The 25,712-nt window shown below is 60.2% G+C and carries 28 protein-coding genes and 1 pseudogene; 12 read left to right on the forward strand and 17 right to left on the reverse strand.

Annotated features, from left to right (window positions below; all coding sequences use genetic code 11):
* Positions 1–52: 52 nt before the first annotated feature.
* The 4 genes from NRB16_RS22425 to NRB16_RS22440 all read right to left on the reverse strand — a co-directional run bounded on the left by NRB16_RS22425 (position 53) and on the right by NRB16_RS22440 (position 3,626).
* A complete protein-coding gene (locus NRB16_RS22425) occupies positions 53–391 on the reverse strand; it encodes a ribonuclease E inhibitor RraB (protein ID WP_045489934.1) in 339 nt (112 codons plus the stop codon).
* 248 nt (positions 392–639) lie between these two features.
* Entirely contained in the window at positions 640–876 is a 237-nt protein-coding gene (locus NRB16_RS22430) for a hypothetical protein (RefSeq protein WP_045489932.1), read from the reverse strand.
* 209 nt (positions 877–1,085) lie between these two features.
* The gene (locus tag NRB16_RS22435) at positions 1,086–3,173 is read right to left on the reverse strand and encodes an LTA synthase family protein (protein WP_257106977.1); all 2,088 of its coding nucleotides are present in this window, start codon (positions 3,171–3,173) and stop codon (positions 1,086–1,088) included.
* A gap of 261 nt (positions 3,174–3,434) precedes the next feature.
* Positions 3,435–3,626, reverse strand: coding sequence for a PLDc N-terminal domain-containing protein (locus tag NRB16_RS22440; protein ID WP_045489929.1), 192 nt, complete (start codon positions 3,624–3,626; stop codon positions 3,435–3,437).
* Positions 3,627–3,771: 145 nt separating this feature from the next.
* Between NRB16_RS22440 and NRB16_RS22445 the strand changes: the two genes are divergently transcribed.
* Positions 3,772–4,698: a ZIP family metal transporter gene (locus NRB16_RS22445; protein ID WP_257106978.1), complete on the forward strand. Its 927-nt coding sequence runs from the start codon at positions 3,772–3,774 to the stop codon at positions 4,696–4,698.
* A gap of 1 nt (position 4,699) precedes the next feature.
* Here the strand turns inward: NRB16_RS22445 and NRB16_RS22450 are convergent, their stop codons facing one another.
* Together NRB16_RS22450 and NRB16_RS22455 are read right to left on the reverse strand one after the other, a co-directional pair.
* Positions 4,700–5,224 carry a hypothetical protein gene (locus tag NRB16_RS22450; protein WP_045489924.1) on the reverse strand — a complete coding sequence of 175 codons (525 nt, stop codon included), beginning with the start codon at positions 5,222–5,224 and terminating at the stop codon, positions 4,700–4,702.
* 74 nt (positions 5,225–5,298) lie between these two features.
* Entirely contained in the window at positions 5,299–5,823 is a 525-nt protein-coding gene (locus NRB16_RS22455; RefSeq protein ID WP_045489922.1) for an ankyrin repeat domain-containing protein, read from the reverse strand.
* A gap of 326 nt (positions 5,824–6,149) precedes the next feature.
* Here NRB16_RS22455 and NRB16_RS22460 point away from each other — a divergent pair, with 326 nt between their 5' ends.
* A complete protein-coding gene (locus NRB16_RS22460; RefSeq protein WP_045489921.1) occupies positions 6,150–6,428 on the forward strand; it encodes a DUF3509 domain-containing protein in 279 nt (92 codons plus the stop codon).
* A gap of 100 nt (positions 6,429–6,528) precedes the next feature.
* Here NRB16_RS22460 and NRB16_RS22465 read toward each other — a convergent pair whose 3' ends face one another.
* From NRB16_RS22465 to aroC, 4 genes are all read right to left on the reverse strand, one after another.
* Positions 6,529–7,218 (reverse strand): LuxR family transcriptional regulator, encoded by a 690-nt coding sequence (locus NRB16_RS22465; protein ID WP_045489919.1) that lies wholly within the window; start codon positions 7,216–7,218, stop codon positions 6,529–6,531.
* 239 nt (positions 7,219–7,457) lie between these two features.
* Positions 7,458–7,994, reverse strand: a complete 537-nt coding sequence (locus tag NRB16_RS22470; RefSeq protein WP_257106979.1) for an acireductone dioxygenase — start codon at positions 7,992–7,994, stop codon at positions 7,458–7,460.
* A gap of 76 nt (positions 7,995–8,070) precedes the next feature.
* Complete coding sequence (locus tag NRB16_RS22475) at positions 8,071–9,231, reverse strand: MFS transporter (protein ID WP_045489916.1); 1,161 nt, start codon at positions 9,229–9,231, stop codon at positions 8,071–8,073.
* Positions 9,228–10,319, reverse strand: coding sequence for a chorismate synthase (aroC, locus tag NRB16_RS22480; RefSeq protein ID WP_045489914.1), 1,092 nt, complete (start codon positions 10,317–10,319; stop codon positions 9,228–9,230). The genes NRB16_RS22475 and aroC overlap by 4 nt, the downstream gene beginning before the upstream one ends.
* Positions 10,320–10,430: 111 nt before the next feature.
* On the opposite strand from aroC, the gene NRB16_RS22485 reads away from it, so the two are divergent.
* A complete protein-coding gene (locus tag NRB16_RS22485) occupies positions 10,431–11,417 on the forward strand; it encodes an alpha/beta hydrolase (protein ID WP_257106980.1) in 987 nt (328 codons plus the stop codon).
* A 91-nt stretch (positions 11,418–11,508) separates the two neighbouring features.
* Positions 11,509–12,297: a hypothetical protein gene (locus NRB16_RS22490; RefSeq protein ID WP_045489910.1), complete on the forward strand. Its 789-nt coding sequence runs from the start codon at positions 11,509–11,511 to the stop codon at positions 12,295–12,297.
* Between the two features lie 42 nt (positions 12,298–12,339).
* Here the strand turns inward: NRB16_RS22490 and prmB are convergent, their stop codons facing one another.
* Entirely contained in the window at positions 12,340–13,248 is a 909-nt protein-coding gene (gene prmB, locus NRB16_RS22495) for a 50S ribosomal protein L3 N(5)-glutamine methyltransferase (protein ID WP_045489908.1), read from the reverse strand.
* Positions 13,249–13,547: 299 nt separating this feature from the next.
* Between prmB and NRB16_RS22500 the strand changes: the two genes are divergently transcribed.
* From NRB16_RS22500 to NRB16_RS22520, 5 genes are all read left to right on the forward strand, one after another.
* Positions 13,548–14,138: a cysteine hydrolase family protein gene (locus NRB16_RS22500; RefSeq protein WP_045489906.1), complete on the forward strand. Its 591-nt coding sequence runs from the start codon at positions 13,548–13,550 to the stop codon at positions 14,136–14,138.
* 75 nt (positions 14,139–14,213) lie between these two features.
* Entirely contained in the window at positions 14,214–14,771 is a 558-nt protein-coding gene (locus tag NRB16_RS22505) for a Smr/MutS family protein (protein ID WP_045489904.1), read from the forward strand.
* 437 nt (positions 14,772–15,208) lie between these two features.
* Positions 15,209–15,754, forward strand: coding sequence for a GTP cyclohydrolase I FolE (folE, locus tag NRB16_RS22510; protein WP_045489902.1), 546 nt, complete (start codon positions 15,209–15,211; stop codon positions 15,752–15,754).
* Positions 15,755–15,814: 60 nt separating this feature from the next.
* The gene (locus NRB16_RS22515) at positions 15,815–16,186 is read left to right on the forward strand and encodes a glutathione S-transferase N-terminal domain-containing protein (protein ID WP_045494558.1); all 372 of its coding nucleotides are present in this window, start codon (positions 15,815–15,817) and stop codon (positions 16,184–16,186) included.
* 202 nt (positions 16,187–16,388) lie between these two features.
* Positions 16,389–17,138 carry a YkgJ family cysteine cluster protein gene (locus tag NRB16_RS22520; RefSeq protein WP_257106981.1) on the forward strand — a complete coding sequence of 250 codons (750 nt, stop codon included), beginning with the start codon at positions 16,389–16,391 and terminating at the stop codon, positions 17,136–17,138.
* Between the two features lies 1 nt (position 17,139).
* On the opposite strand, the gene NRB16_RS22525 is transcribed toward NRB16_RS22520, so the two are convergent.
* The 3 genes from NRB16_RS22525 to NRB16_RS22535 all read right to left on the reverse strand — a co-directional run bounded on the left by NRB16_RS22525 (position 17,140) and on the right by NRB16_RS22535 (position 19,584).
* Positions 17,140–17,526 (reverse strand): lysozyme inhibitor LprI family protein, encoded by a 387-nt coding sequence (locus NRB16_RS22525; protein ID WP_257106982.1) that lies wholly within the window; start codon positions 17,524–17,526, stop codon positions 17,140–17,142.
* A gap of 238 nt (positions 17,527–17,764) precedes the next feature.
* On the reverse strand, positions 17,765–18,367 hold the full coding sequence (locus NRB16_RS22530) for a glutathione S-transferase family protein (protein WP_045494553.1): 603 nt from the start codon (positions 18,365–18,367) through the stop codon (positions 17,765–17,767).
* 47 nt (positions 18,368–18,414) lie between these two features.
* Positions 18,415–19,584, reverse strand: a complete 1,170-nt coding sequence (locus NRB16_RS22535) for a PLP-dependent aminotransferase family protein (RefSeq protein ID WP_045489898.1) — start codon at positions 19,582–19,584, stop codon at positions 18,415–18,417.
* A gap of 82 nt (positions 19,585–19,666) precedes the next feature.
* Here NRB16_RS22535 and NRB16_RS22540 point away from each other — a divergent pair, with 82 nt between their 5' ends.
* A complete protein-coding gene (locus tag NRB16_RS22540; RefSeq protein WP_045494551.1) occupies positions 19,667–20,125 on the forward strand; it encodes a MarR family winged helix-turn-helix transcriptional regulator in 459 nt (152 codons plus the stop codon).
* 114 nt (positions 20,126–20,239) lie between these two features.
* The gene (locus tag NRB16_RS22545) at positions 20,240–21,433 is read left to right on the forward strand and encodes a benzoate/H(+) symporter BenE family transporter (protein ID WP_045489896.1); all 1,194 of its coding nucleotides are present in this window, start codon (positions 20,240–20,242) and stop codon (positions 21,431–21,433) included.
* 32 nt (positions 21,434–21,465) lie between these two features.
* Here the strand turns inward: NRB16_RS22545 and NRB16_RS29835 are convergent, their stop codons facing one another.
* From NRB16_RS29835 to NRB16_RS22555, 3 genes and pseudogenes are all read right to left on the reverse strand, one after another.
* Positions 21,466–22,347, reverse strand: coding sequence for a methyl-accepting chemotaxis protein (locus NRB16_RS29835; RefSeq protein WP_373568497.1), 882 nt, complete (start codon positions 22,345–22,347; stop codon positions 21,466–21,468).
* Positions 22,324–23,427 (reverse strand): annotated as a pseudogene (locus NRB16_RS29840) (HAMP domain-containing protein); the annotation flags it as partial. The gene NRB16_RS29835 and the pseudogene NRB16_RS29840, both read right to left, overlap by 24 nt.
* 182 nt (positions 23,428–23,609) lie before the next feature.
* Positions 23,610–24,545 carry an LD-carboxypeptidase gene (locus NRB16_RS22555; protein ID WP_257106983.1) on the reverse strand — a complete coding sequence of 312 codons (936 nt, stop codon included), beginning with the start codon at positions 24,543–24,545 and terminating at the stop codon, positions 23,610–23,612.
* Between the two features lie 162 nt (positions 24,546–24,707).
* Here NRB16_RS22555 and NRB16_RS22560 point away from each other — a divergent pair, with 162 nt between their 5' ends.
* Positions 24,708–25,712 (forward strand): NADP-dependent oxidoreductase, encoded by a 1,005-nt coding sequence (locus tag NRB16_RS22560; protein WP_257106984.1) that lies wholly within the window; start codon positions 24,708–24,710, stop codon positions 25,710–25,712.

The following is a 25,712-nucleotide window of genomic DNA, read 5'->3' on the forward strand; positions in this document are numbered from 1 at the left end:
CGGCCCGGCGGGAGCAATGTTCCCGCCGGGCCGTCAAGGGTGAATCTGCTGTTCAGTTCAAGCGTCTGAGTTCATGTTTGACTCCCCAGCCTTCAACCTCCCCGTCAAGCGGGGAAATCGCAGACTGCAGGTCTTGCTCAAAGTCCCCGATCCCGTGGTAAGTGGCGTACATCATTTTGCTGACCTGTAAATGCCAGGCACCGTCATCGCGCTCGTTGACCTGAGCGTTCAGCGATTCGCCGCGAAATTTTTGCGCGGCCTGGCGAGCGCGTTTTTCGTCGGGAAAGATGGCGTAGAACTCAATGGGATGAATCCGGGCAAAATCAAAACCGCCCTCTTTCATGCAACGCAGCACGTGAGTGCTGATGTCTTCAGGGTGGGCTGTGCTCATGAAACATCCTCCTATGCAACGATAGATAGAGTTTCAACGCTGGCTGTGCGGCCGTGCCGCCAGCCTGGCGATCAAGCATGGAGCTGGGTGAAGTCGGCCTGCAAAGGGCCGGACACCCGCCGGGAAGAGTCCGTCAGACGATGCACTCAAGTGGCTGTTCAGCGACTTTACGTACGCCCTCTGGCGGCCCCGTTTGCAGAGTAGCCTTAGCCTGAGCACCTGCCAAGCGGTTGGCAGAGCATGGTCGCTCAGGAAAGCTCTGTAATCGAAAGGATCTGCACGCTGTTCTGCTCTCTGAGCGTCTTCACCGTCGGCTCTGACGCTCGCCCCTCCAGATCATTGAGATCGAGTTCACCGGCCACCGGGAACAGTTTCGGGCGCAGCAGACGGGCAGCCTCCTCATGTGTAGGGCACTGCTGCGAATCAATCTCCAGGCGTTGTTGCACGCCATCCTTATCCAGATACGAAACGGCCCACAGTTTCATCAGTACCTCCGCAACAGCCGGACAATCGGCTTACGTGATCTTGACCGGTCCGTGAGGCGGTTTGTTCAGCCTGATACAGGGTGTTTTTTTACCAGACGGCGGCAAGGTCGGGCAGACACTTGGGTGACGCCCAAGCAAACGGGAATCTGCATGTCGGCGGTTTTTACACCGGCAGAAAAAAGGCCCCGGAGGGGGCCTTTTCATGCTGCTCAGTTCTTGCTGGCCTCTACGCCTGCGGTGTTGTCCAGCAGGCTCTTGGTCGCGGTTTGCAGGAAGCTTTCAAGTTTTTGCTTGAGTTCTTCAGTCTGCGCCGCATTTTCGATCACTTCGGCCGACGGTGTAGTGCCCAAGGTGTACTTGAGAACCTTCGCAGGCATGTCTACCGGCTCGATCAGGATGTGATTGCCACTGAGAATGGCCACCACCTGCTCACTGCCAGACGGCTTGATCACGCCAAAGCCCTGATCACCCTCGGGCAGGTTCAGCAGGTCACGCCCCCAGCATTGATGACGGGTCTTGCCACCCAGACGGCCCATGATGGTCGGCACCACGTCCACTTGAGTGCCGACGATGCTGCTGCGCTTGCCGAACTTGTCCTGAATACCCGGTGCGATCAACAACAACGGCACGTTGAAGCGGCCCAGGTCCATTTCGGTCAGTTGGCGGTTGTTGCCAAAGCCATGGTCGCCCAGCACCACGAACAGGGTCTCGTTGTAGTAAGGCTCTTTCTTGGCCTTCTCGAAGAACTGCCCCAGCGCCCAGTCAGAGTAACGCATCGCCGTCAGATGCTCGTCCATCGAGCCGTAGCCGGTAACCCGCTCGACCGGCAAATCCTTGGGCAAGGCATACGGCGTATGGTTGGACAGACTCTGCAGCAAGGCATAGAACGGCTTGCCCTGGCCCTGACGGGCTTTGAGCTCTTCAGCACCACGGTCGAACATGTCCTGGTCGGACACACCCCAGGTCGGGTCGGAGAACACCGGGTTGACGAAGTCATTGCGACCGACAAAGTTGGTCATGCCCTGGTTGCTGAAAAAGCCCGACTGGTTGTCCCAGGCGAAGTCGCCGTTATAGACGTAGACGTCGTCGTAATCGCGACCGGTACTGAGCAACTGCGGCAGGCCGGACAACTTGTGGCTGCCTTCAGGTTCTTGCATCAGGTATTCGAAGCCAGGCAGGTTCGGGAAACAGGCCATGGTCGCGAACATGCCCTGATGGGTATGCGTGCCGTTGGAGAAGAAGTGATCGAACAGCAGACCCTCTTCGGCCAGCTTGTCGAAGTACGGCGTAATGTTCGCCTGGCTGCCCAAGGCACCCACCGAGTGACCGGCGAAGCTCTCCAGCAGGATGACCACCACGTTGCGAATTGGCAGCGTGTTCTGCGCCGGCGGGTTGAAGTCACGGCGCACGACAGCGATATCCGGCTCGACCAACTGGTCGTTGGCAGTCAACAGCATGTCACGCACGGTCTGTTGGGCCTGATCCTGTGGCAGGGTGGCTTTCCAGATATTGTCACGGTCCTCCGAGAACCGGCTCTTGCCTGCTGCAATCAGGGTCAGGGTGCCATTAAGGCCCAACTGGTTGGCGAAGTTCGAATCGGTTGTGTAGGCATCGCCCCAGCGCAGTGGCGGGCCTTGACGCAAGGTGCCACGGGCGGCGACCACAGCCACCAGCAGGATGACCACGAACACGCTGGCGCGCATGTACCAAGGGGCGACGGCACCAGAAAAACCGCGGCTGGCAGTCACGCCCTGCGCAGGCCGGGCCAGACGATCGAAACCTTTGAATACCAGGCTCAACAGCCAGGTGACCAGCGCCCAGGCCAACAGGTAGCGAACCACAGGGAAGCCGTACCAGAGCATGCTCAGTACAGTTTTCGGATCTTCTTTGACGTACTGGAACACCAGACCATTGAGGCGCTGGTGGAATTCGCGATAGAAGTCCATTTCCATCAGGCCCAGGAACAGCGTGATACTGCCGACCAGGGTCAGCCAGAAACGGAAAAAGCCCCGGGCACGCATCGCCCGCACGCTGAACACCGAGAAGAACAGCGGAATCAGCAAGTAGATGGTCAGACGCAAGTCAAAGCGCATGCCATTGATCAACGCCTCGACGAAGGTCGAGATCGGCGTATCGCCGATCATCTCGCGGTTATACACCAGCAGTGCAATGCGCAGCAGCGTGTACATGACCATCAGGGTCAGCCCGCTAAGCAGTGTATAAAGCAGATGATGTTTCAGCGTTGGGTCAGGCAGCCGGGACAAGGCATGCCGACTCTGGGCGTCCGATTTGGCCATAAAGGGAGATCCGAAGGATTCAGGGTTGGAATTGTTACAGACCACAGAGGGGTGCAATGCCGATCAGGCTGAAGTGCGCACCGCCCCATCCATGGTGTGCTGCCGACGCACTGCGACGGCGGTCAATGATCGCCGCGCATCATGAGCCACGCAATGTGAAAATTGTGTGGGCTTACAGTCAGTTACGAACAATGTGAAGATAAACAGGCGGTCTGCCGGATCAGACCGCCCACACCCAGCCGCGCCAGGCCTGATAATCGCTCAGACACGCAGGTCGCCGCGCGGCCCGGCAAGGGCCCAGATGATCAACCCCAGCACTGGCAGCAGTGCGATGAGCAGGATCCACAACACCTTGATACCCGCCTCGCTGCCACTTTTAAGTACTTGCAGAATGGCCCAGATATCCAGGGCCAGAATAATCAAGCCGATCAGGCTGTTGAAAGTCGATCCCACCGATATTGCTCCAAAGCATTTATTGGTACAGGTTGTACGCCAGCAGACCGCTGCGCGAGAAAAAGTTTGCATTGAACCAACCTGCCACCTGCAGGCTCGGACATCCAGATAGCCGCCATTGCTTCCCTATTAAGGTGCCGTTTTCATGCCTACATCTGCGCCATTGCGCTCGCTACGCTCTACCTGGACCGCTCAGTTCCAGTCTTCGCCGCTGCTGAGCCTGGGGTTTTTCCTGGCCCTGCTGATGATCCTGGGCCTGGGCATCGCCAGTCTTTACAACGCCTTTCAGGGCGCCAACAAGATTAACCTTGAGCACGCCCTGCTCGGCGGCAGCGCCGGCTTCGCAGCCACGGCATTGGGCGCTATCGCGGCGGTGTTACTGCGCGACATCAGCCAGCGCACCCAAGACATCATGCTCGGCTTTGCCGCCGGGATGATGCTGGCGGCCAGCTCTTTTTCGCTGATCCTGCCAGGCCTTGCAGCGGCCCGGGAAATCACCGGTAGCGGGCCTCTGGCAGCGACCACGGTCGTCTGCGGGCTGGGGCTCGGGGTGCTGCTTATGCTGGGCCTGGACAAGTTTACCCCGCACGAGCACGAGAGCGTGGGCCGGCAAGGCCCGGCTGCAGAACGCATCAACCGGGTCTGGCTGTTCGTTCTGGCAATTACCCTGCACAACCTGCCCGAAGGCATGGCCATTGGCGTGAGCTTTGCCGGCGGCGACATGAATGTCGGCTTGCCGCTGACCAGCGCCATTGCCATTCAGGACATTCCGGAAGGGCTGGCCGTGGCCCTGGCGCTGCGCTCAACCGGGCTTTCTGCGCTGAAGGCGATGTTGGTGGCGATCGGCTCCGGTCTGATGGAACCACTGGGGTCAGTGGTGGGCCTGGGCATCTCCAGCGGCTTCGCCATCGCCTACCCGCTGAGCCTGGGTCTGGCCGCTGGCGCGATGCTGTTCGTGGTGTCCCATGAAGTGATTCCGGAAACCCATCGCAACGGCCACCAGACCTCTGCCACACTGGGCCTGATGGGCGGCTTTGCGGTAATGATGTTCCTCGATACCGCACTGGGCTGAATCAGGCCTCGCCGCGCAGCGCCTTCAGAGCGGGCGCGGCATGAATACCCAGCTCGGCGGCCAGTTCCAGCACCCGCTGCTCGTCACAGCCATACACCAGCACCGCCTGCAATTCATCGTCCAGTGGCTGGCTGAAGTCCATCAGTACATAGCCACCCGCCTCTTTGTTCATGCTGCTCAACTGCACCTGAATACGGTTGAGTGCCGTCAGTGGCTCGGTTTTGGCCAGTTGTTTAGGCTTGATATTGAAAGCGACGCCCGGACCAAAGGATGCAGTGATCTGGCTGAACAGGTCCATGTAGTTATCGGCCTGGAACAGCACGGTATCGGGCAGGCTGCCCACCACCACCCACTCTCCCAGCGCAATTGGAAAGGTATCGTCATAATTGATGTCGGGATTGGCGGCCAGAAAGCCATCGGCATCGGCGTAAGCCTGGGCCGCTTCATCGGCGATGCGCTGGATGTCCTGCTCGCCCATGCAGCCGGAGCTGATTTTACTGATGAGTTCGACGAGTGCAGCGTTCATTGGCGCAGATCCTTGGGCAAGCGTAAGAGGCGCGCAGGATAGCGGGAAATCCGGCACGCCTCTATCAAATGCGCTCAGATACGAGCCAATTGCTCGGCAGTGTCTGTCGCCCCCATGGCCTGGGCCGCCCCCAGCGGGGTGACACCGCGAGCGTCGCGGGCCTGCGGGTCAGCGCCGTTGGCGATCAGGTAATCAACCATCGCGGTGCGGTTGAACATCGCTGCCATCATCAACGCGGTACGCCCGTCGGCCGAGGCACCTTCAACTTGCGCCCCCGCCTCGACCAGCGCCTGAACAACCGCCAGATCGCCCTTGAAGGCGGCCCCGGCAATCGGGCTCTGGCCGTTGTCATTACGAATTTCCGGATCGGCCTTGAACCTGAGCAGCACCTGCACGGCAGCCAGGTGGCCGTGGTAACAGGCCAACATCAGCAAAGTGTCGCCTTTGTGATTACGCAGATTGACCGGCAGGCCTTTTTCCAGCAGACGCTCAAGCATGTAGGCATTGCCTTGGCGAGCAACATCGAACACCTGCTCGGCAAACTCGGCAGCCTCATCGTCGGTCATCAACTGCGGCGGGTTGCGGTGGGCATTGGTCATGAATCACTCCTTGGCAGAATCAGGCTTTACACACTGTGCAAACAATGACCGCCAGTCTGTCCGGGGGTTCGCCTGGGGTCAAAGCAGTGTCTTCTATGGCGCTGATAGAAAATACGTTTTGCAGGGAACCATTCGCGCTTGCAAAGGTACTACGACTGGCAAAATGCAGTGCCCAGGATGGCCATTCATGCAATTTGCACGAAGAGTGAAAAACCAGAAAAATATAAACCCTTGATTTATAAGCATTTTATTTAAATTCAATACTGGCACAGACACTGCAATCCATTGATCAAGTTTGTTAATACTGATCAACGGAGCCGCCAGACATGACTTTCATCCAGGAAAAATTCGCCTCTGTATTCTCCGACTACAACGTCAGCACCCAGGCTCGTCCTGATGGCGGTGTACTGCTGACCCTGCGCGATCAAGAAGGCAAAGTGACCCGCCGTTGCGTGTCCTATGCCCAGCTTCACACCCCGGTCCAGCTGGAATGGGTAATCAGCGCCATCCGTCGTGACCTGGCCGCCCAGGCCAGTGAGCTGCCAGCCATCTCCATGCTGCAAAGCCAGCATCGTTTCGACCTGCCGACCTACCACAGCCGTTGATTGGACCCTGCTGCCTGAGTGCAGCGCTGTTCGCTTTGCGTTTCCACACCCTCGCTTGTACCGCGGCCTCAACGCCGCGGTTTTTTTTGCATGGCAAAAACTAGATCAGGCCGCGGCACAGCGCCTCGCCGACCGCTTGCGCTCTGTTGGCGACTCCCAGCTTGCCGTAGATGGTCTTGAGGTGATATTTCACCGTCGACTCGGAGACCTCGCGGATCAGGGCGATTTCTGCGGTCGTGCGGCCTTCTCGTGCCCAGCGCAGAATTTCCAGCTCACGCTCGGTCAGACTATGGCCACGCATCCGGGTTCCGCGCCCAACCATGTGCAGCACCGGCACCAGGCTGCTCAGCAGGTACTTGTCGTCACTGTTAAGGCTGCGTTGCATAGCGCCCAGGGTACAGACCGAAATCACCCCGGAGGTCGCGCTGCACTGGCTGGTATACCCGTAAGACTGCGCCGGCAGCAGCCCCGAACGCTGGAGCATCTGCAGGTACTCGGCAGACGCCGGGTACTGGCGCAGCGCATCGCGCCAGTCGAGAAAACCCAACTGGTTGCGATAGCAACGAATGACCGGATCTTCTGCAAGCTGGCGTTCGCCACGGAAAAAGTCGGCTTCGGCCGGCGCCAGATTGGACGCCGCGAACGTCAGCAGCAGCGAGCCCTTGAACTGGTAGAACATGGCCCGCTCGCAACGGCACTCTTGCCTGAGCCACTGCAGTGCGTTTTCGATGGCCAACAAACCATCGCGTTCGGAAATGCTGCTGACCATCTGTCGTATCAGTAAGTCCATTGTCGTCTTGATTGTCCTGGCCCTTGCCGGTCGCAGCCATGGCGAAACTCGCCGCAGCCCGCGTGGTGATGAGTGATCCAGAACCAACTTACACGAATAAATCCGTTTAAAACCCTAAGGCAAAACAAACAGGATTTACTGACTTTTATACGAAAAACGTCCTACTTTCCGAACGGATATACCTGACACTCAACACAGATAATGAGCATCAACAGCGCGCCAGTGAGGCCGCTGTGTAATCAATCATCCAGGCGTGGAAAGCGACTGGCCAGCCCGTCACCGCTGGCAACTGCGCGCAGCCCATCTGCGCTGGCCGACAGACGAATGGCCACCAGATAAGGATGCTCACCAACATCGAACCACTGCGCCGTCCCGGCGGGCAGGCTGATCAGGTCGTGCTTTTCACACAGCACGGCGTAGACATACTCTTCCTTGCGCAGATAAAGCAGTCCGCGACCGGCCACGAACCAGCGCACTTCATCGCCCGCATGATGATGCTCCTCACTCAGCAGTCCAACGCCCGCCTCTGCAGGCCGGTCAAGGCTGATGACCTGCTGCACGCTGACCTGGCGCTGCCGGGCAAGTTGCTCAAGCGACGCCTGGCAACTGGCAAGCACCTGTTCGCTGGAACTGCCCGCCGCCACCGCAGTCGAGACCGGCCAGCGCTCGAAGGTGATGCCCTGTTCGGCCAGCGTCGGTGCAATGTCCTCCAGGTGGTTGAGCACTTTCAAAGGGACTTCGGGGCTGGAAACGTGATAGACGAACAGACTGCTCATCAGGCAACTCCTGAACGGAAAATGCAGCGCCACAACGACGCCTGCGAAAAACAACGGCAGAACCGATCGGCAAGGCTCATACCGCCCGCCCTCGCCTGCCAGACAGTATCAATGCGCTTGCCAGCAGCGCCGCCAGACTGGCGATCGCGAACGTCCAGGCCGGCCCCAGGCTGTTCCAGCTATAGCCGGCATACAGCGCGCCCAGCGCCCCGCCGGTTCCGGACAGCGCGGCGTACAGCGCCTGACCCTGGCCTTGCTGGCGTCCGGCAAAACTGCGGCGTACGAAATCAATGGCAGCGGCATGAAAACTACCAAAAGTGGCGGCATGCAGCAGTTGGGCAAACAGCAGCACGACAGGCAATTCAGCCCATTGACCGAGGATCATCCAGCGTAGTGCAGCAAGCAGGAAACTGACCACCAATACCTGACGCACGGAAAAACGCTGCAGGATGCGGCTCATGACCATGAAAATCAGCACTTCAGCCACCACCCCCAGCGACCACAGCAAACCGATTGCACCGCGTCCATAGCCCAGGTACTCAAGGTGCAGGGTCAAAAAGGTGTAGTACGGACCATGGCTGAACTGCATCAAGGCGACACTGAGGTAAAACGCAATGACGCCCGGGCGGGTCAACTGACGAAAAAAACCGTCGCCATCGACCTTGCTCTGTTCATCGACAGGCCGGGCGTTGGGAACCTGCCAACTGGCCAGGACAATACCGGCCAGGATCACCAGCAACAGGTACGGATACAGGTCAAGGCTGAAGTGTTCGAGTAAAAAGCCCACCGCCACCACTGCCAGCAGGAAGCCGACCGAGCCCCAGACCCGCACCTGACTGTAGCGGCCGGGCTGGTCGTGCAAATGCGCCAGGGTAATGACTTCGAACTGGGGCAATACCGCGTGCCAGAAAAAGGCATGCACAGCCATGACCATCGCCAGCCACGCATAGCTTTTATCAAACACAATCAAGGCGAACGCCAGCAGCGTGCAGACCGCGCCGAAGCGCACGATCGCCAGCCGCTGGCCACTGTAATCACCCAACCAACCCCACAGGTTCGGCGCGATGCAACGCATCAGCATCGGAATGGCGACCAGTTCACCGATACGCGCACTGGAGAAGCCTAAATGATGGAAATACAGGGCCAGAAACGGCGCCGAAGAGCCCAGCAGGGCGAAATAGAACAGGTAAAAGCCGGACAGCCGCCAATAAGGCAACTGCCCGCCATGCTCCGTCACAGCTGGCCCAGCACCGGTGTAGTCACTTGCACATCGGCGTTCTGCCCGCGATGGCGCAGCAGGTGGTCAAGCAGCACGATGGCCATCATGGCTTCAGCAATCGGCGTGGCACGGATGCCGACGCAGGGGTCATGACGGCCCTTGGTGATCATCTCCAGCGAATTGCCATCGACGTCAATGGAACGGCCCGGCGTGGTGATACTGGAGGTCGGTTTGAGCGCCAGATGAGCCACGATGGGCTGGCCCGAAGAGATACCGCCGAGAATGCCGCCCGCCTGGTTGGACAGGAATCCGTCCGGTGTCAGTTCGTCGCGGTGCTCGCTGCCACGCTGAGCCACACAGGCGAACCCGGCGCCGATTTCGACGCCCTTGACGGCGTTGATGCTCATCAGCGCGTGGGCCAGTTCGGCGTCCAGGCGGTCGAAAATCGGCTCGCCAAGCCCCGGCATCACACCTTCGGCCACCACGGTGATCTTCGCCCCGACCGAGTCCTGGTCACGGCGCAACTGGTCCATATAGGCTTCCAGCTCAGCAACCTTGTCCGGGTCAGGTGAGAAGAAGGCGTTCTGCTCGACGCTGTCCCAGGTTTTGAACTCGATCGGGATCGGCCCCAACTGGCTCATGTAGCCGCGTACGGTAATACCCTGGCTGGCCAGGTACTTCTTGGCGATCGCACCGGCCGCTACGCGCATAGCGGTTTCCCGCGCAGAGCTGCGGCCACCGCCACGGTAATCGCGGACCCCGTACTTGTGGTGATAGGTGTAGTCAGCATGCGCCGGGCGGAACAGGTCCTTGATTGCCGAGTAGTCCTTGGACTTCTGGTCGGTGTTGCGAATCAGCAGACCGATCGAGGTACCGGTGGTCTTGCCCTCGAAGACGCCGGAGAGAATCTCGACCTGGTCGTCTTCCTGGCGCTGGGTGGTGTGCCGACTGGTGCCGGGCTTGCGCCGGTCCAGGTCGCGCTGTAGATCATCGAGCGACAACTCAACGCCAGGCGGGCAGCCATCGACGATAGCGACCAGCGCCGGGCCATGGCTTTCGCCGGCAGTGGTTACAGTGAAAAGCTTGCCGAAAGTGTTGCCGGACATGCGGGGGCTCCGAGAAAAACCAGTTCGATTTAAGCAGGTGCGCAGTATACACACTAGAACCTTCGCCGAACGCATGCGTCCAAGCGTTACCTTCCTGATGATGGCTTTGTGATGCACCCGAAACGAACCACGATTCAAGCCCTGTCAGCATGGCTATTGCTGGCTGTGGCGCTGCTCAGCACCGCAGCCCAAGCCGCGACACCCAGTGTTATGCAGCGCCCGATCAGTGTGCAGACCGGCAACGGCACGCTGTATGGCACCCTGCTGCTGCCGCGCGCCAGCCGCCCGGTGCCAGTGGTGCTATTGATTGCCGGCTCCGGCCCCACCGATCGTAACGGCAACAACCCCGAAGGCGGACGCAACGACAGCCTCAAGCAACTGGCAATCACCCTGGCCAGACACAACATTGCCAGTGTCCGTTACGATAAACGCGGTGTGGCCGCCAGCAAGCCTGCCACCCCTGATGAGCGCAATCTGAGCGTTGAGCGTTACGTCGCCGATGTGGTGGCCTGGAGTCGACTGCTCAAGGCCGATTCGCGGCTCGGCCCGCTGATACTGCTCGGCCATAGCGAGGGCGCACTCATGGCTTCGCTGGCCGCGGGACCGGCCGGCGCCAGCGCGGTGATTACCATCGGCGGCACGGGCCGGCCGGTGGATCAGGTCCTGCGCGAGCAACTCAATGATCGACTGCCACCGGAGCTGGCGCAGCGCAGCCAACAGTTACTCGACAGCCTCAAGGCCGGCCGCACCGACGCGCAAGTGCCGGCCGAACTGATGGTGGTGTTTAGGCCCAGCGTCCAGCCGTATCTGATCTCGCTGTTACGCCAAGACCCGGCTGCGGCCTTCGCCCGGATCAAGGTCCCGGCGCTGATCGTGCAGGGACGCAACGATATTCAGGTCGGGGTCGAAGACGCGCAACGCCTGCAGCAAGCCAAGCCGGATGCGCAACTGGTGTTGATCGACGGCATGAACCATGTGCTGCGCATCGTACCTGACGATCTGCAGCAACAACTGCAGTCGTATCGCAACCCCGATTTGCCGCTGGCCAGCGAGTTGACCAGGCAGATCCTGCAGTTCATCGAAAATCTGCAGCCTTGAAGGCTGTGCGCTTAAGTGTTGCTGCTGCCAGCCGATAGCGAGGCACTGGCAGAGTGTGTGCCGCAACAGGCCATGGACAGGATCGCCACGAATGACCGATACCATTGACGCTGTAGAAAAGACCGCTGAAAGCGAAAACGCCGCACCGCCAAAGCCATGGGACGATGTCGTCCCGGAACATTTCCAGATGCTGCGCTTGGCGCCCTTGCCCACCGATCGCGCGACCGGCGGCCGCCCGCTGCGCTTCGTCCAGATGGGTCAGGCTGAGCGGCACAGCAAAGAATTGAGCCTGTTGCGCCTGAATATCCAGTTGCCGGGGCAACGGGTGCGGCGCGAACAAAACCACCTGGATATCTGGGTCGACCACCTTGAGCATGTGGTGCGCTTCGGGCCGGACTCGGGCCTGCAGATCGAACCCTGGAACCGCGGCCTGGGTCGTTTTCTGATCGCAACCGGCATCCATTGGGCGCAAAAGCGCTGGGCAACCTACAAGGTCGAGAGTTTTGACCTGGCCAGCAAAGACGGCTTGAATGAAGACACCCGGATGCGCCGCGACCACTTCCTGCGCACCCAGGGTTTCGAGGTCGGCTACGCTGACGCGCAACACATGAAGGGCAGCGTCAAGCAAGTCCAGGTCGGCAACCTGCACAGCACCTGGAACAACGAAAAAGTCCAGATCGTTGAAATACTCGATGCGGCGCAGATGCTTGAAAAAGCCGAGCAGCGGCTACAAGAGCAGGACGTGACCATCCGCAAACATGAAGAGCGGGTCAACAAGTACCGCCGCGATGATGCCGGTTTGCGCTTTACCATCGCCTGCCTGGTGACCTTTGCGGTGTTTCAGGCCGGGCTGTTGATCTGGATCGCCACGCATCGCTAAGCCGATAAGGCCGGGAATTGGCCCGGCCTTGGCGGTAGCGTCTTACAGACGCGACTCGAACAGCGCGCGATGCTCGCGGCACTGCTCGGCCGAGAGCATGAACACCCCGTGACCACCGCGCTTGAAGTCCAGCCAGGCGAAATCGACCTCTGGATACAGCGCCTGGACATGCACCTGGCTGTTGCCTACCTCAACGATCAGCAAGCCTTTCTCGGTCAAGTGGTCAGCCGCCTCGGCGAGCATGCGGCGCACCAGGTTCAAGCCATCGCTGCCGCAGGCCAGGGCCAGTTCAGGCTCATGCTGGAACTCATCCGGCATGTCAGCGAAATCTTCGGCATCGACATACGGCGGATTGGACACGATCAGGTCGAAGCGCTGCCCTGGCAGGCCATCGAAGCCATCGCCCTGCACGGTGTAGACCCGCGAATCCACACCATGGCGCTCGATATTCTGATTAGCCACTTCCAGTGCGGCATAGGACAGGTCGGCCAGCACCACCTCTGCATCCTGGAACACGTCGGCACAGGCAATACCGATACAGCCCGAGCCGGTGCACAGGTCCAGAATCCGCGCTGGCTCCTGGGCCAGCCAGGGTTGAAAACCGTCCTCAATGAGTTCGGCAATCGGAGAACGCGGGATCAACACACGGTCATCGACAATGAACGACATGCCGCAGAACCACGCCTCCCCCAACAGATAAGGGGTTGGCACACGCTCATCGATACGGCGGCGAATAAGCCGCTGCAGTTCGGAAATCTCGTCGATTTCCAGGCGGCAATCCAGATAGCTGTCGGCAATCTCCCAAGGCAGGCTCAGGGCGCCAAGCACCAGTTGCCGTGCTTCGTCCCAGGCATTGTCGGTGCCGTGCCCGAAAAATACGTCTTCCTCGTGAAAGCGGCTGACGGCCCAGCGGATATGATCGCGTATGGTGCGCAAACGGGAAGTGATCATGGGCAAGCTCCTTGGAGGAAAACGGCGGGCGATTCTAGCAGGACTCGCAAACCCGCGAGTGACGTAAAGCAACGGAGTGTCTACCATTGCGCAACATCCAGCAAGGCAAACAGCCATCACCTTTTGCTCCATCTTCTGCCCTGCAGCCCGCTAAAACCGCGGTTCTCAATTGTCAAGATTCACAGAATGACTCGGGGAGAGGACAATGCGCCAAAAAGGGCACCTCTAAACGTGTTGGCAAGGCCGGCAACGCGGGCAGTTTTTAGAGGCGTCCCCAAGCCCCACTTGAAGGAGCCCCCATGTCTTCTCCCAAGACCATGTTTCAACTCAGCGGCCGGGTTCACGCCCAGGCCAGCCTGAGCAATGCCACGCTGATTATCATCGATGCCCAGAAAGAGTACCTCAGCGGTCCGCTGGCGCTGAGCGGCGTCCATGAGGCACTGACCAACATCGGCCTGCTGGTAGAAAAGGCACGTGCCGCCAAATGCCCGATCGTGCACATCCGCCATCTGGGTACTGTGGGCGGTCTGTTCGACCCGCAAGGCGAGCGTGGCCAACTGGTCCCGGAACTGCTGCCGCTGCCCGGTGAACACGTCGTCGAAAAACGCCTGCCCAATGCCTTCAATGGCACCGGCCTGCATGATCTGCTGCAAAGCCTGGGCCGCCTGGACCTGATCGTGTGCGGTTTCATGAGCCATTCGAGCATCAGTACAACCGTACGTGCCACCAAGGACTACGGCTATCGCTGCACGCTGGTCGACGATGCCTGTGCCACCCGCGACCTGCCGACCCCAGACGGCGTGGTCAGCGCGCACGTCGTGCACCGTACCGAAATGGCGATCATGGCGGACAACTTCGCCACCCTCGCACTGACCAAAGACCTGATTTGACGCTTCCCGGGCTGTTTGCCATGAAACAGCCCGCATCATGGCCCGTTGAACTGGATGGCTTAGGGGAGGCCCTGCATGCAAGACGATGATTTTTCCCTGTTCAAGAACGAGATGCGTGGCGTCAAGCGTATCGAGCAGGCTTATGCCGACACCGGCAAGGCAAAGGCTGACCGCCGCCAGCTCAGTCGTTTGCGCGAGTCGGCCACCGCCAGCCACGAGTCGATCAAGGTCGATGGCCTGTCCGATCAGTTCGTTATTGATGTAGGCCCGGAGGACGTTCTGCACTGGGCCCGTGACGGGGTTCAGGAAGGGCAGATGCGCAAGCTGAAACTGGGCCAGATCAGTTTCGAAGGCAGCCTGGACCTGCATGGCATGAACGTGGAAGTCGCTCGCGAAACCCTCTGGGCGTTTCTTGCCGAAGCCACCAGGCTTGAAATCCGCTGCGTGCGTGTCACCCACGGCAAGGCGGTGCGCCTCGATGGCAAGCGGCCGATGATCAAAAGCCACGTCAACACCTGGCTGCGTCAGCACCCGCAGGTGCTGGGCTTTTGCTCATGCCAGGCACGGCATGGCGGAGCGGGCGCGGTCTATGTGATGTTGCGGCGGACCATGCTTGAAGGGCGCGACGAGTAACGTCGCGCCGCAGCCCCCCACATGGCAGACTCAGCGCGGGCCAAAACCTGGCCCACCGCCGCCCGGCCCGCCATGGCCGCCCGGCCCACCCTGATGATGGCCACCACCGCCACCCCCGTGCCCACCCGGCCCCGGCCCCCAGAACGGCCAGCAGCCGGTTACGACCGACAAGACGGCAACGACCATCGCAATTTTCACTACTCGACTCAACATGCGTTTCATACTCTCGAATCAGGGTCAGGAATGACCTGCCGCATGAGACTGCATGGCGGGGTAAAAGTAGGTAGCGAGCGAGTCGCACGATGGTAAGCAAACGGATACACGGACGTAAGACGAGGACATTGTGCCTGACCGATTTGCACAGCGGCCATACACCTGACCGTCCGGCTCGGGTAATATGTGCGCCCTGATCGCTATCCATACGGAAACACAGCCCCGTGACACTGGAACAGAATTACACCGACATCTTGGGTCAACTGGGTGAAGACGTCACCCGCGAAGGCCTGCTCGATACGCCAAAACGCGCTGCCAAGGCCATGCAGTACCTGTGCCGCGGCTATCAGCAGACCCTCGAAGAAGTCACCAACGATGCGCTGTTCAGCTCCGATGCCAGCGAGATGGTGATGGTCAAGGACATCGAGCTGTATTCGCTGTGCGAACATCACCTGCTGCCGTTCATTGGCAAGGCTCACGTGGCCTATATCCCCAACGGCAAGGTACTGGGCCTGTCCAAGGTCGCACGCATTGTCGACATGTATGCCCGCCGCCTGCAGATCCAGGAAAACCTCAGCCGCCAGATTGCCGAAGCCATCCAGCAGGTCACCGGCGCCCTGGGCGTTGCGGTGGTCATCGAAGCCAAGCACATGTGCATGATGATGCGCGGCGTCGAGAAGCAGAACTCGGCGATGATCACCTCGGTGATGCTCGGTGAATTCCGCGACAACGCCGCCACGCGCAGCGAGTTTCTCAGCCTGATCAAGTAAGCCCCAACCCTGCAGGGCACCTGGTGCCCTGCCCGCTCCGCCACACTCAGAGGTATGCCTGTGATCATCAAAGCCCTGCGGGTTGGTCTTGGCCAACTTATCGTCTTCGGCGACTTCATCACCCGCCCGGCCCGCAAGAAGCGCAGCCCGCAGGCCCAGGCCAGTGTCGAGCAGGCCGCCCGAGAGCTGAGCCTGTATCAGTTCCATGCCTGCCCGTTCTGCGTAAAAACCCGCCGCACCCTGCACCGTCTCAATGTGCCAGTGGCACTGCATGACGCAAAGAACGACCAGACCGCTCGCCAGGCTTTGCTCAACGAAGGTGGCCGGATCAAAGTGCCCTGCCTGCGCATTCAGGAAGGCGAAAAAGTGACCTGGATGTACGAATCCAAAGTCATCATCGACTATCTCAATCAGCGCTTCGGCGCAGTCTGAAGCGCTCAATCCTCCTGCCTTGAATACAGCCCCCTGGCCGTCCTGAACGGCACGGGGGCGGTTGTATTCATTTTGATACAAATGTTAACGGTACGGATACAAATCCGCCGGATAAGCTGCCTGCCTCGATAAATCAGCGGGTCGCGGCGTGTTCATCTAATGCCCAAGCCAAAGCGACCGCTCCGGCAGAAGATCGATTGCGATGTCAGATGATGGCTTGAGGTACAACTGCACGGCCTGTGGCAAATGCTGCCGTGGCAAATACGTGCCACTGACGGTCGATGAGGCGCAGGCCTGGGCAGCGCGCGGCGACAATGTGGTACTCATGACCGAAACCATCAGCGACTCGCTGTGGTCAGGAAGGCCAGGAGAGTACCAGCACCAGACCTTGCGCGCGTTTGCGGCCAGCTTTGGAGATCAGGACGCAGAGGTCATCACCCTGCTGGTAGCCGATATCGTTGCCGGCTGCCCCAATCTGGGCGCCGACAACCTGTGTACCATTTATGAACAGCGCCCATTGGTGTGCCGCATCTATCCGCTGGAGATCAACCCGACCATTCTGCCCTCGCCTGTCGGCAAGGACTGCCCGCCCGAAGCATGGGGCACCGGTGAAATCATCTGGCGCGAGGGCAAGTACACCGACCCTCAAGCGGTCGAGCTGATCGAGCGCTCCCGCCAGCAGGATCGACAGGACGCTGAGCGCAAAAAGCGTCTATGCGAAGCGCTGGGCATTCATAAGGCAGGATGGAAAAACGACGGCATACTGGCCTGGCACATTACCCCAGAACAACTGCTAGAGGCCCTGAGCAGCCTGGACGAGCCAAACCTGCCAAGCGAGCAACCCTGGGCAGTGGTCAGTAACTCAGCCAACCTCAAAGCGCATTTGCTGGCTGCCGGGCTCAATGTCACCGAGCACATCAACTCGGACGCGGTGTTTCATTCGATGCACTGAATCAACGCGGGCACCCCTGCTGGCGACAGGCCGTATAGGCCTGCAACTGCCTGACTCTTGCCTCGGTATGCGCGGCCAGACAACGGGCTTGCAGCATCGGCCCAAGGGTTCCGGCATCCGCCAGCTTACCCACCTGATACAGACAGTCAGCATCACGAAAGGCGATCCACTGCCGCTGTGCACTGCGCAATTCGAGTTTTTTTCGGGCGTCCTGTAACCAGGCCAGCTGGTTCTTGAACGTCTCGTTCAGTTGCCGGTCAAGCCTTGCCAGCTCAACCGCCGCACAGCGATTCATCGCCGCCTGGTTGTCGTCGCAGTCGTCGGCCCGTGCCTGAACAGCAAACGTCAGCAAAACAATGACCGCCGCGGTCCGGATTACGTCGAGCATGAGCCCTTACTCCCCTGCTGGAAAAAGCCATTGTGTTGTCGACCTTTGCCAGCAGTGGGCCATGAAAAATCATTGCGATTGATTCCGGAGCGAGAGCGGGTATTGCAGAAACTGCGCCACTGCAAGCCCTACTGAAAAGCCCCTCATCAGTAGGTAAAAAATCTTACGCAAAGAGACGCAGTTTCTATTCGTGCGCGTCTAGGTTTCACTCGCTCGGGCAAGGCGATCCAGCGTCGGATCAGTCCAGCATTCCGACATAACCAGGTTGCGCCCGGACCCGCTCGAGCCAGCTCGAAATGGCCGGATACCGCGCCAGATCAAAACCACCCTGGTGCGCGACATGGGTATAAGCGTAGAGGGTGATATCGGCAATAGAAAACTGCTCAGCCACCAGAAACGGCGTACGTTGCAGTTGCTGCTCCATCACGGCGAGCGCACGGTAGCCTTCCTTGAGCTTGCGCCGATGCTCTTCAGCCCGCTCGGCAGGCAGGCCAAGATAAAACTGGATAAACCGCGCCACCGCGACACTGGGCTCGTGACTGTATTGCTCGAAAAACTGCCATTGCAGCACCTGGGTGCGCAAACGCGCATCGCTTGGCAGGTAGGCGCTGCCATCGGCCAGGAAATTGAGAATCGCATTGGACTCCCACAGGCAGGTGCCGTCTTCGAACTCCAGTACCGGAATCTTGCCGTTGGGGTTCTTGTGCAGGAACTCCGGAGTCTGTGTTTCACCCTTGAGGATATCCACCGGCACCCACTGATAAGGCTGGCCCAGCAAGCTGAGCATCAGCTTGAGTTTGTAGCAATTGCCGGAGTTGTAATCGCCATGAATCTTGTACATCAGCCGTTCCCCCATGAAATCAATGCACTTTTGAAGACGATCGACACTTACTTGACCAGCCCCTTGGCCAGAGCTTGACGCACCACGTCAGCCAGACGCCGTAGCCCCTCGTCCAGACGTGACGGGTCAATATGGCTGAAATTCAATCGCAGGTATCCAGGGTTCGCCTGCGGGTCGGCAAAAAACGGCTCACCCGGCATGAAAGCTACATCCTGGGCCAACGCCGCATCCAGCAAGGTGCGAGTGTCCAGCGGTTGCTTCAGGGTGAGCCAGAAGAACAGCCCGCCTTGCGGTGTGTTCCACTCAGCCAGATCAGTGAAATGGGTCTGCAGGGCGGCGTCAAAGGCATCACGGCGCTCGCGGTAAAAATCGCGCAAAACACCCAGATGATCGCGATATTGCTGGGTGCCGATCCATTGCAGCGCCTGCCACTGACCAATGCGGTTGGTGTGCAGATCGGCCGCCTGCTTCAAGCGCAGCAGGTGCGGGAACAGATCAGGACTGGCAATCAGGTAGCCGACCCGCAGGCCGGGCAACAGAGTCTTGGACACAGTACCGGTGTAGATCCAGCTCGACTTGCGCAAGCGCGCCACGATGGGCCGGGCACGGCCATCATCGAAGGTCAGTTCACGATAGGGTTCATCCTCGATCAGGGTCACACCGAACTCATCGAGTAACGCCGCTACCGCCTCGCGACGTTGTTCGCTGTAACGCACGCCGGACGGATTCTGAAACGTCGGAATCAGGTAGGCGAACGCGGGTGCATGCTGTTCGAGCTTCTGGCGCAACGCTGCCAGGTCGGGCCCTTCGGCTTCTACCGGTACGCTAAGGCAGGCAGCACCGAACAACTGAAAGATCTGCAAGGCGGCCAGATAGGTGGGGCCCTCAACGACAATCTCGGTGCCTCGATCGATGTACAGCTTGGCGGCCAGATCCAGAGTCTGCTGCGAGCCGCTGACAACCAGTACCTGGCTGGCCTGACAGTCAAGCCCCAACGCCCGCGCTTCGGCCGCCAGCGCTTCGCGCAACGCCGGCTCGCCCTCACTCATGCCGTATTGACCCAGACCTACCGGCATCTCGGCCCACTGTACGGCCGGCAGCATCGACTCGGCAGGCAGACCACCGGCAAACGACATGACCTCGGGACGCTGGGCAGCGGCAAGGATCTCGCGAATCAAGGAACCTTTGAGGCGTGAAACTCTTTCAGAAAAAGCCATCACTTTCACCTGTAGCCGGGTAGAAGGGAATACGTCAAAATTGTTGACCAAAACTTACGATGCTATTGGCAGATACGTCAACATGCTTGACCTTAAAAACTGCACCAATCAACAAATGGCCATGGAAGCTTTTTTCTTCGGCTATCAGGCGTTCACCGCAAAACCGGATGAAATGCTGGCCAAACGCGGGTTCAGTCGCGTTCACCAGCGCATCCTGTTCTTCATCGCTCGCTACCCGGAACTCAGCGTCAAGGAGCTGCTGACCGTGCTCGGGGTCAGCAAACAGGCACTGAATGTGCCCTTGCGTCAGTTGATTGCCATGAACATGGTGCACACCACCACGCCCGAAACGGACAAACGCAAGCGTCTGCTGGGGCTCAGTGCCGAGGGGCAGAAGTTCGAGGCCGCCCTGCGTCGCGAGCAGGTCAGGCTCTTGCAGAGAGTATTTGCCGAGGTGGGCCTGGAGGCTGTCGAAGGCTGGCTGACCGTCAACCAGGCGCTGGGCAAGACCCAGCATCCAGGTGACGGGCCGCTGGGCTGACGACAGGCGGCCAACTGTACGGGCCAATACGCCTGTCGCTGTATCGCAATACGCTGCCGGGCTTGGGTTTAGGCTGTGCGCCCTGTTACCTGCGCGCTTTAAGGAAATTCCCGCATGTCCGAGACCGCCCTGCAGACTCCTCTGCGTCCATTGGCTGACTCTTCGCTATCTTCGGTAGTCGCCGGCTTCATCGCGATGATGACCGGCTGCACCAGCTCACTGGTGCTGATGTTTCAGGCCGGCCAGGCGGCGGGCCTGACCGGCGGGCAGATTTCTTCATGGCTATGGGCGCTGTTCATGGGCATGGCGGTGTGCAGCATCGGCCTGTCGTTGCGCTATCGAACACCGATTACCGTCGCCTGGTCGACACCGGGTGCGGCGTTATTGGTGACCAGCCTGGGCGGTGTAAGTTACCCGGAAGCTATAGGCGCCTTTATCACCTGCGCGGTGATGGTGACCCTGTGCGGCCTGACCGGCAGTTTCGAGCGGCTGGTCAAGCGCTTGCCCGCCTCGCTGGCCGCTGCGCTGCTGGCCGGCATTCTGTTCAAGATCGGCAGTGATATTTTTGTCGCCGCGCAACACCGCACCGGCCTGGTGCTGGGCATGTTCTTTACCTATCTGCTGGTCAAACGCGTTTCGCCGCGCTACAGCGTACTGGCAGCGTTGCTGGTGGGGATTGCGCTGGCCGCCGCGCTGGGGCTATTGAATTTCAGCGGCTTCGTTCTGGAGCTGGCCGTACCCGTGTGGACCACACCCAGCTTCTCGCTGGCCGCTACCATCAGCATCGGCATTCCGCTATTCGTGGTCGCCATGGCCTCGCAGAATATGCCAGGGATTGCGGTACTGCGCGCCGATGGCTATCACACCCCCGCCTCGCCACTGATCACCACCACAGGCCTGGCCTCGTTGCTGACGGCACCGTTTGGCTGCCACGGCATCAACCTGGCGGCCATCAGCGCAGCCATTTGCACCGGCCCGCATGCCCACGAAGACAAAAGCAAACGCTATACCGCTGCGATCTGGTGCGGGGTGTTCTATGCCATTGCCGGCCTGTATGGCGCGACCCTGGCCGCGCTGTTCGCGGCCTTCCCGAAAGAGCTGGTGCTATCGATCGCTGCGCTGGCGTTGTTCGGCTCGATCATCAACGGCCTGACCGTGGCCATGAGCGAGCCCAACGAGCGCGAAGCGGCCTTGATCACTTTTATGGTCACTGCTTCAGGCCTGACCCTGTTTTCGGTCGGCTCGGCGTTCTGGGGAATTGTTGCCGGCGGCCTGACCCTGCTGATTCTTAATGTACGCAAGGGCTGAGCAAACGCTACCGCAACGCAACAGCGCCGACGCTACAAACGAAAATGCCCGACCATGCCTTTGAGCTCATTGCCCAGCGCCGCCAACTCTACGCTTGAGGCGGCGTTGCCGCGCATGGCCAGCGCCGATTGATCGGCGCTGCTGCGAATGCTGGTGACGCTGCGGTTGATTTCCTCGGCCACCGAGCTTTGCTGTTCGGCAGCGGCGGCGATCTGCTGATTCATCTGCTGGATGGTCGATACCGCACTGGCAATACTGCTCAATGCACGCTCGGTCTGCTGCGCTTCACCCACCGCGCGCTTGACCAGCTCACCACTGCTCTGGATCTGTTCCACCGAAGCCCGTGCACCGCCACGCAAGCTGGCCACCAGGCTTTCGATTTCCTCGGTGGACTGCTGGGTACGCCGTGCCAACGCCCGCACCTCATCTGCCACCACGGCAAAACCCCGGCCCTGTTCACCGGCCCGCGCGGCCTCGATGGCGGCGTTGAGCGCCAGCAGGTTGGTCTGTTCAGCGACACTTTTGATCACCCCCAGCACCTGATCGATGTTCTGCACCTGCGCGCTGAGGTTTTCGATCCCCTCACAGGCAGACGCCGAAGAGCGTGACAGCGCATCGATACACTGCATGCTCTGACGCACCACAGCCTGGCCACTGCTGACTTTCTCATCAGCGCTCTGCGCGGCCAGCGCGGCCTCTTCGGCATTGCGCGCCACATCATGCACGGTAGCGGTCATCTGGTTCATGGCCGTGGCGACCTGCTCGGTTTCTTCCTTCTGACTGCCGACCTCCAGATTGGTCTGCTCGGTCACTGCTGACAGCTCATGGGCCGAGTGGGCAAGCTTCTCGATGCCCGCCTGCAGGCCACTGACGATCTGGCTCAGGCCGTTACTCATCTGCTGCATGGCCGCCATCAACTGGCCAATTTCATCACGCCGGTCCACCTCAACACGGCCACTGAGGTCTCCGGCAGCGATGCGCTGCGCCTGACCGATCACCAGCCGCAGTGGCGCGACAATCAGCCGGGTGATCAGCCACGAAGCCAGCAGCCCTACCAGCAATGCGGCAATGGAGGAGCCAATGATCAACAGAGTGTCGGCGCGCAGTTGAGCTTGCATTGACTGGTCTTCGGCAGCGTAGGCTTGCCCCACCAGCTCGACCACCTGACGAGCACTCTCGCCCAGTTGTGTCGCCACACCAGCCTGTTTGCCCAGCAGCTCGGTGTACTCCTTGAGCTTTTCGTTGAAATTGGCGATGTGACCGACCACCTCATTGATCACGGCCTGGTAGCCAGGATCGGTGATCGCCGACTTGAGTTCCTCGGCCAGCGCACTGGCCTGCTGCGCTTGTTCGATCGTGCCGGTAGCGGCCTCTTCGCCTGTTCCAGTGCGGCGGTTTTTTTCCAGGCGCACCCTGGCCTCGTCCATGGCGAGCAACATCAGGCGCCCGACCTGGCTGATCTTGCCGGCCTGTTCGATAAATTGCGCGCCATCCTGGCCCTGAGAGTCCTTCAGGGTCCAGGTGCCATCGTCGGTCAGTCCTGACTGCAATAACTCCAGACTGTTGGACACACTGGAGACTGACCAGTTGGCCATTTCCAGTGCCAGGTCTTTGCTTTGGTTGATATCTACATAGGCATCGAACGAACTGCGATAGGCCACCAGGGCTTGTTGCACGCGCTCCACCACCGCAGCATTGCCAGGCATGAGAATCTTGAGGGCCGCAGCACGCTCATCAAGAGCCTGCAACTGCGCATGCAACTGCTCGATGAGCTTCGGATCGCTGCGCAGCGCGTAATCCTGCTCCAGCACACGCACGCCAAGTACCGCCGTATTGAGCGCCGAGGTCTGTTTGAGGCCATCGAAATGCTGAGTGATACGCTGCAGCGACCAGACACCGATACCGGCCACCAAGGCGGTGAGCAGCAACACCAGGCCAAAGCCCAACCCCAACTTCTTGGCCATCCCCAAGTGGGTAAATCCGGTCGACCTCATAGCATCCCATCCCCATATAAGCTCGTCATGCCACGCAAGCCCGCGATATCCGTGCAGATTCGCGCCGGGCGGTCAGCCGCACAAGCAGGGAATGGGTCAGAGGTGGCAATTAGCTATGCGAAGGTCGCTTTCAGGATCAGCAAAGGCCGCCAACGATCGTTGCGGCCCTATGCGGGGGCAGGTCAGGCCACGTTCGCAGACTCGACCAGCAAGGTACCGGCTTCGACGTCCAGCACCGCCCGAGTCCCCAGCGGCACCGCCTGATTGACCTCACCGTGGCCGACCGGCAAACCGCCCAGCACCGCAATGCCCAGGCTGCCAAGACGCTCGAGCAACACATCGGCGGGGCTAATGCTGCCCGCGGCATGCGCCGGCACGCTGAAATCGCCCAAGGCAATGCCGTTGAGCCGCTGCAGCAAACCGCAATTACCCAGATGAGTCAACAACCGGTCCACCCGATACGCGGCCTCACCCACATCTTCCAATAGCAGAATTGCACCGTCCATATCCGGCATGAACGGTGTACCGATACAGGTGCTGAGCATGCTCAGGTTACCGCCCAGCAAGGTGCCGGTCGCCCGACCGCGGGTGCGTACGCTGCCAGTGCCGGCGTTGGGATCAGCCTGCAGCAAAACCGGTTCGGTGCTCATCAACGCATGGCGCAGACCGCTGGCCATCAGGGGATTGTGACCAAGCTGGTTGGCCACCGGCCCGTGCACACTGGCCAGCCGCGCTTGCGCCCAGAGCAGCCCATGCAATGCCGTGATGTCGGAGAAACCACTGAGCAACTTGGGGTCACGGCGCACCGCCTCAAGGTCAACCTCATTGAGAATTCGTTGCACGCCATAGCCGCCACGATTGCAGATCACTGCACGAATGTGCGGGTCGCCAAGCGCGTGATTGAGGTCGCTGATGCGCTGCGCGTCGGTGCCGGCATAGAACGAATGGCGCTCGTAAGCATGGGGGTAGATGCGGGGCCGTAGCCCCCAGCTTTCGAGTACCCGTGCGGCGGCCTCGATCTTCTCGGCGGCCACAGGCCCTGAAGGCGAAACCAGCGCCACCGCATCGCCCGGACGCAGAACCTTGGGGTGAACGGTAGGCAGCGTCAGGCTAGACATCAAGACATTCCAGGCAGTTGGCAAACCTGCAATGTAGAGCAGCCACGCCTGCGACTCAAGCGTGGTGATTGCGCCAGAACGCAGCACAGCAGCTCTTGGCATTTGCTCGCAGGCGCATCAGCGGCTTCAATGAATTTTCACTCTGTCGACCGAGCAACCACCATGACCCAGCCGACCAACCGCCGCTTTGTACTTGCCAGACGCCCTGTCGGCCCGGTAACCCGGGACGACTTCCACTTCGAGCAGGCTCCGCTTGCAGAGCTTGAAGAAGGCCAGATCCTGGTGCGTAACCACTACCTGTCACTGGACCCGGCCATGCGCGGCTGGATGAACGAGGGCAAGTCCTATATCGAGCCTGTGGGCCTGGGCGAGGTAATGCGCGCGCTGGGCGTCGGTGAGGTGCTGGCCTCGCAACACCCGCGCTTTGCGGTGGGCGATCATGTGCAAGGGGCACTGGGCGTACAAGACTACTTTCTCGGGGCGCCCAAAGGCTTCTACAGCATCGACCCGCAATTGGCGCCCCTGCCCCGCTACCTTTCGGCACTGGGCATGACCGGCATGACCGCGTACTTCGCCTTGCTGGAGGTCGGACAGCCACAAACGGGCGAGACCGTGGTGATCTCCGGTGCGGCCGGTGCGGTGGGCAGCATTGCCGGGCAGATCGCCAAAATCAAAGGCTGCCGGGTCGTGGGCATCGCTGGCGGCGCTGAAAAATGCGCCTGGCTGGTCGACGAACTGGGCTTCGACGCAGCCATCGACTACAAAAACGAAGACGTCCCGGCAGCCCTGAAACGCGAGTGCCCCAACGATGTGAACGTGTTTTTCGATAATGTCGGCGGCGAGATTCTCGATCACGTGCTGGCGCGTCTGGCGCCCAAGGCCCGAGTGGTGATCTGCGGCGCTATCAGCCAGTACAACAACACCACGGCGATCAAAGGCCCGGCCAACTACCTGTCGCTGCTGGTCAATCGCGCGCGCATGGAGGGCTTCGTGGTACTGGACTACGCGGCACGCTATGCCGAAGCCAGCCGGGAGATGGCCGGCTGGATGGCCGAGGGCCGCCTGAGCAGCCGCGAGGATGTGGTCGAAGGACTGGAAACCTTTCCCGACACCCTGCTCAAGCTGTTCAGCGGCGAGAACTTCGGCAAACTGGTGCTGAAGATCTGA

Source organism: Pseudomonas sp. LJDD11, assembly GCF_024584215.1.
In the GTDB taxonomy this organism is placed as follows: domain Bacteria; phylum Pseudomonadota; class Gammaproteobacteria; order Pseudomonadales; family Pseudomonadaceae; genus Aquipseudomonas.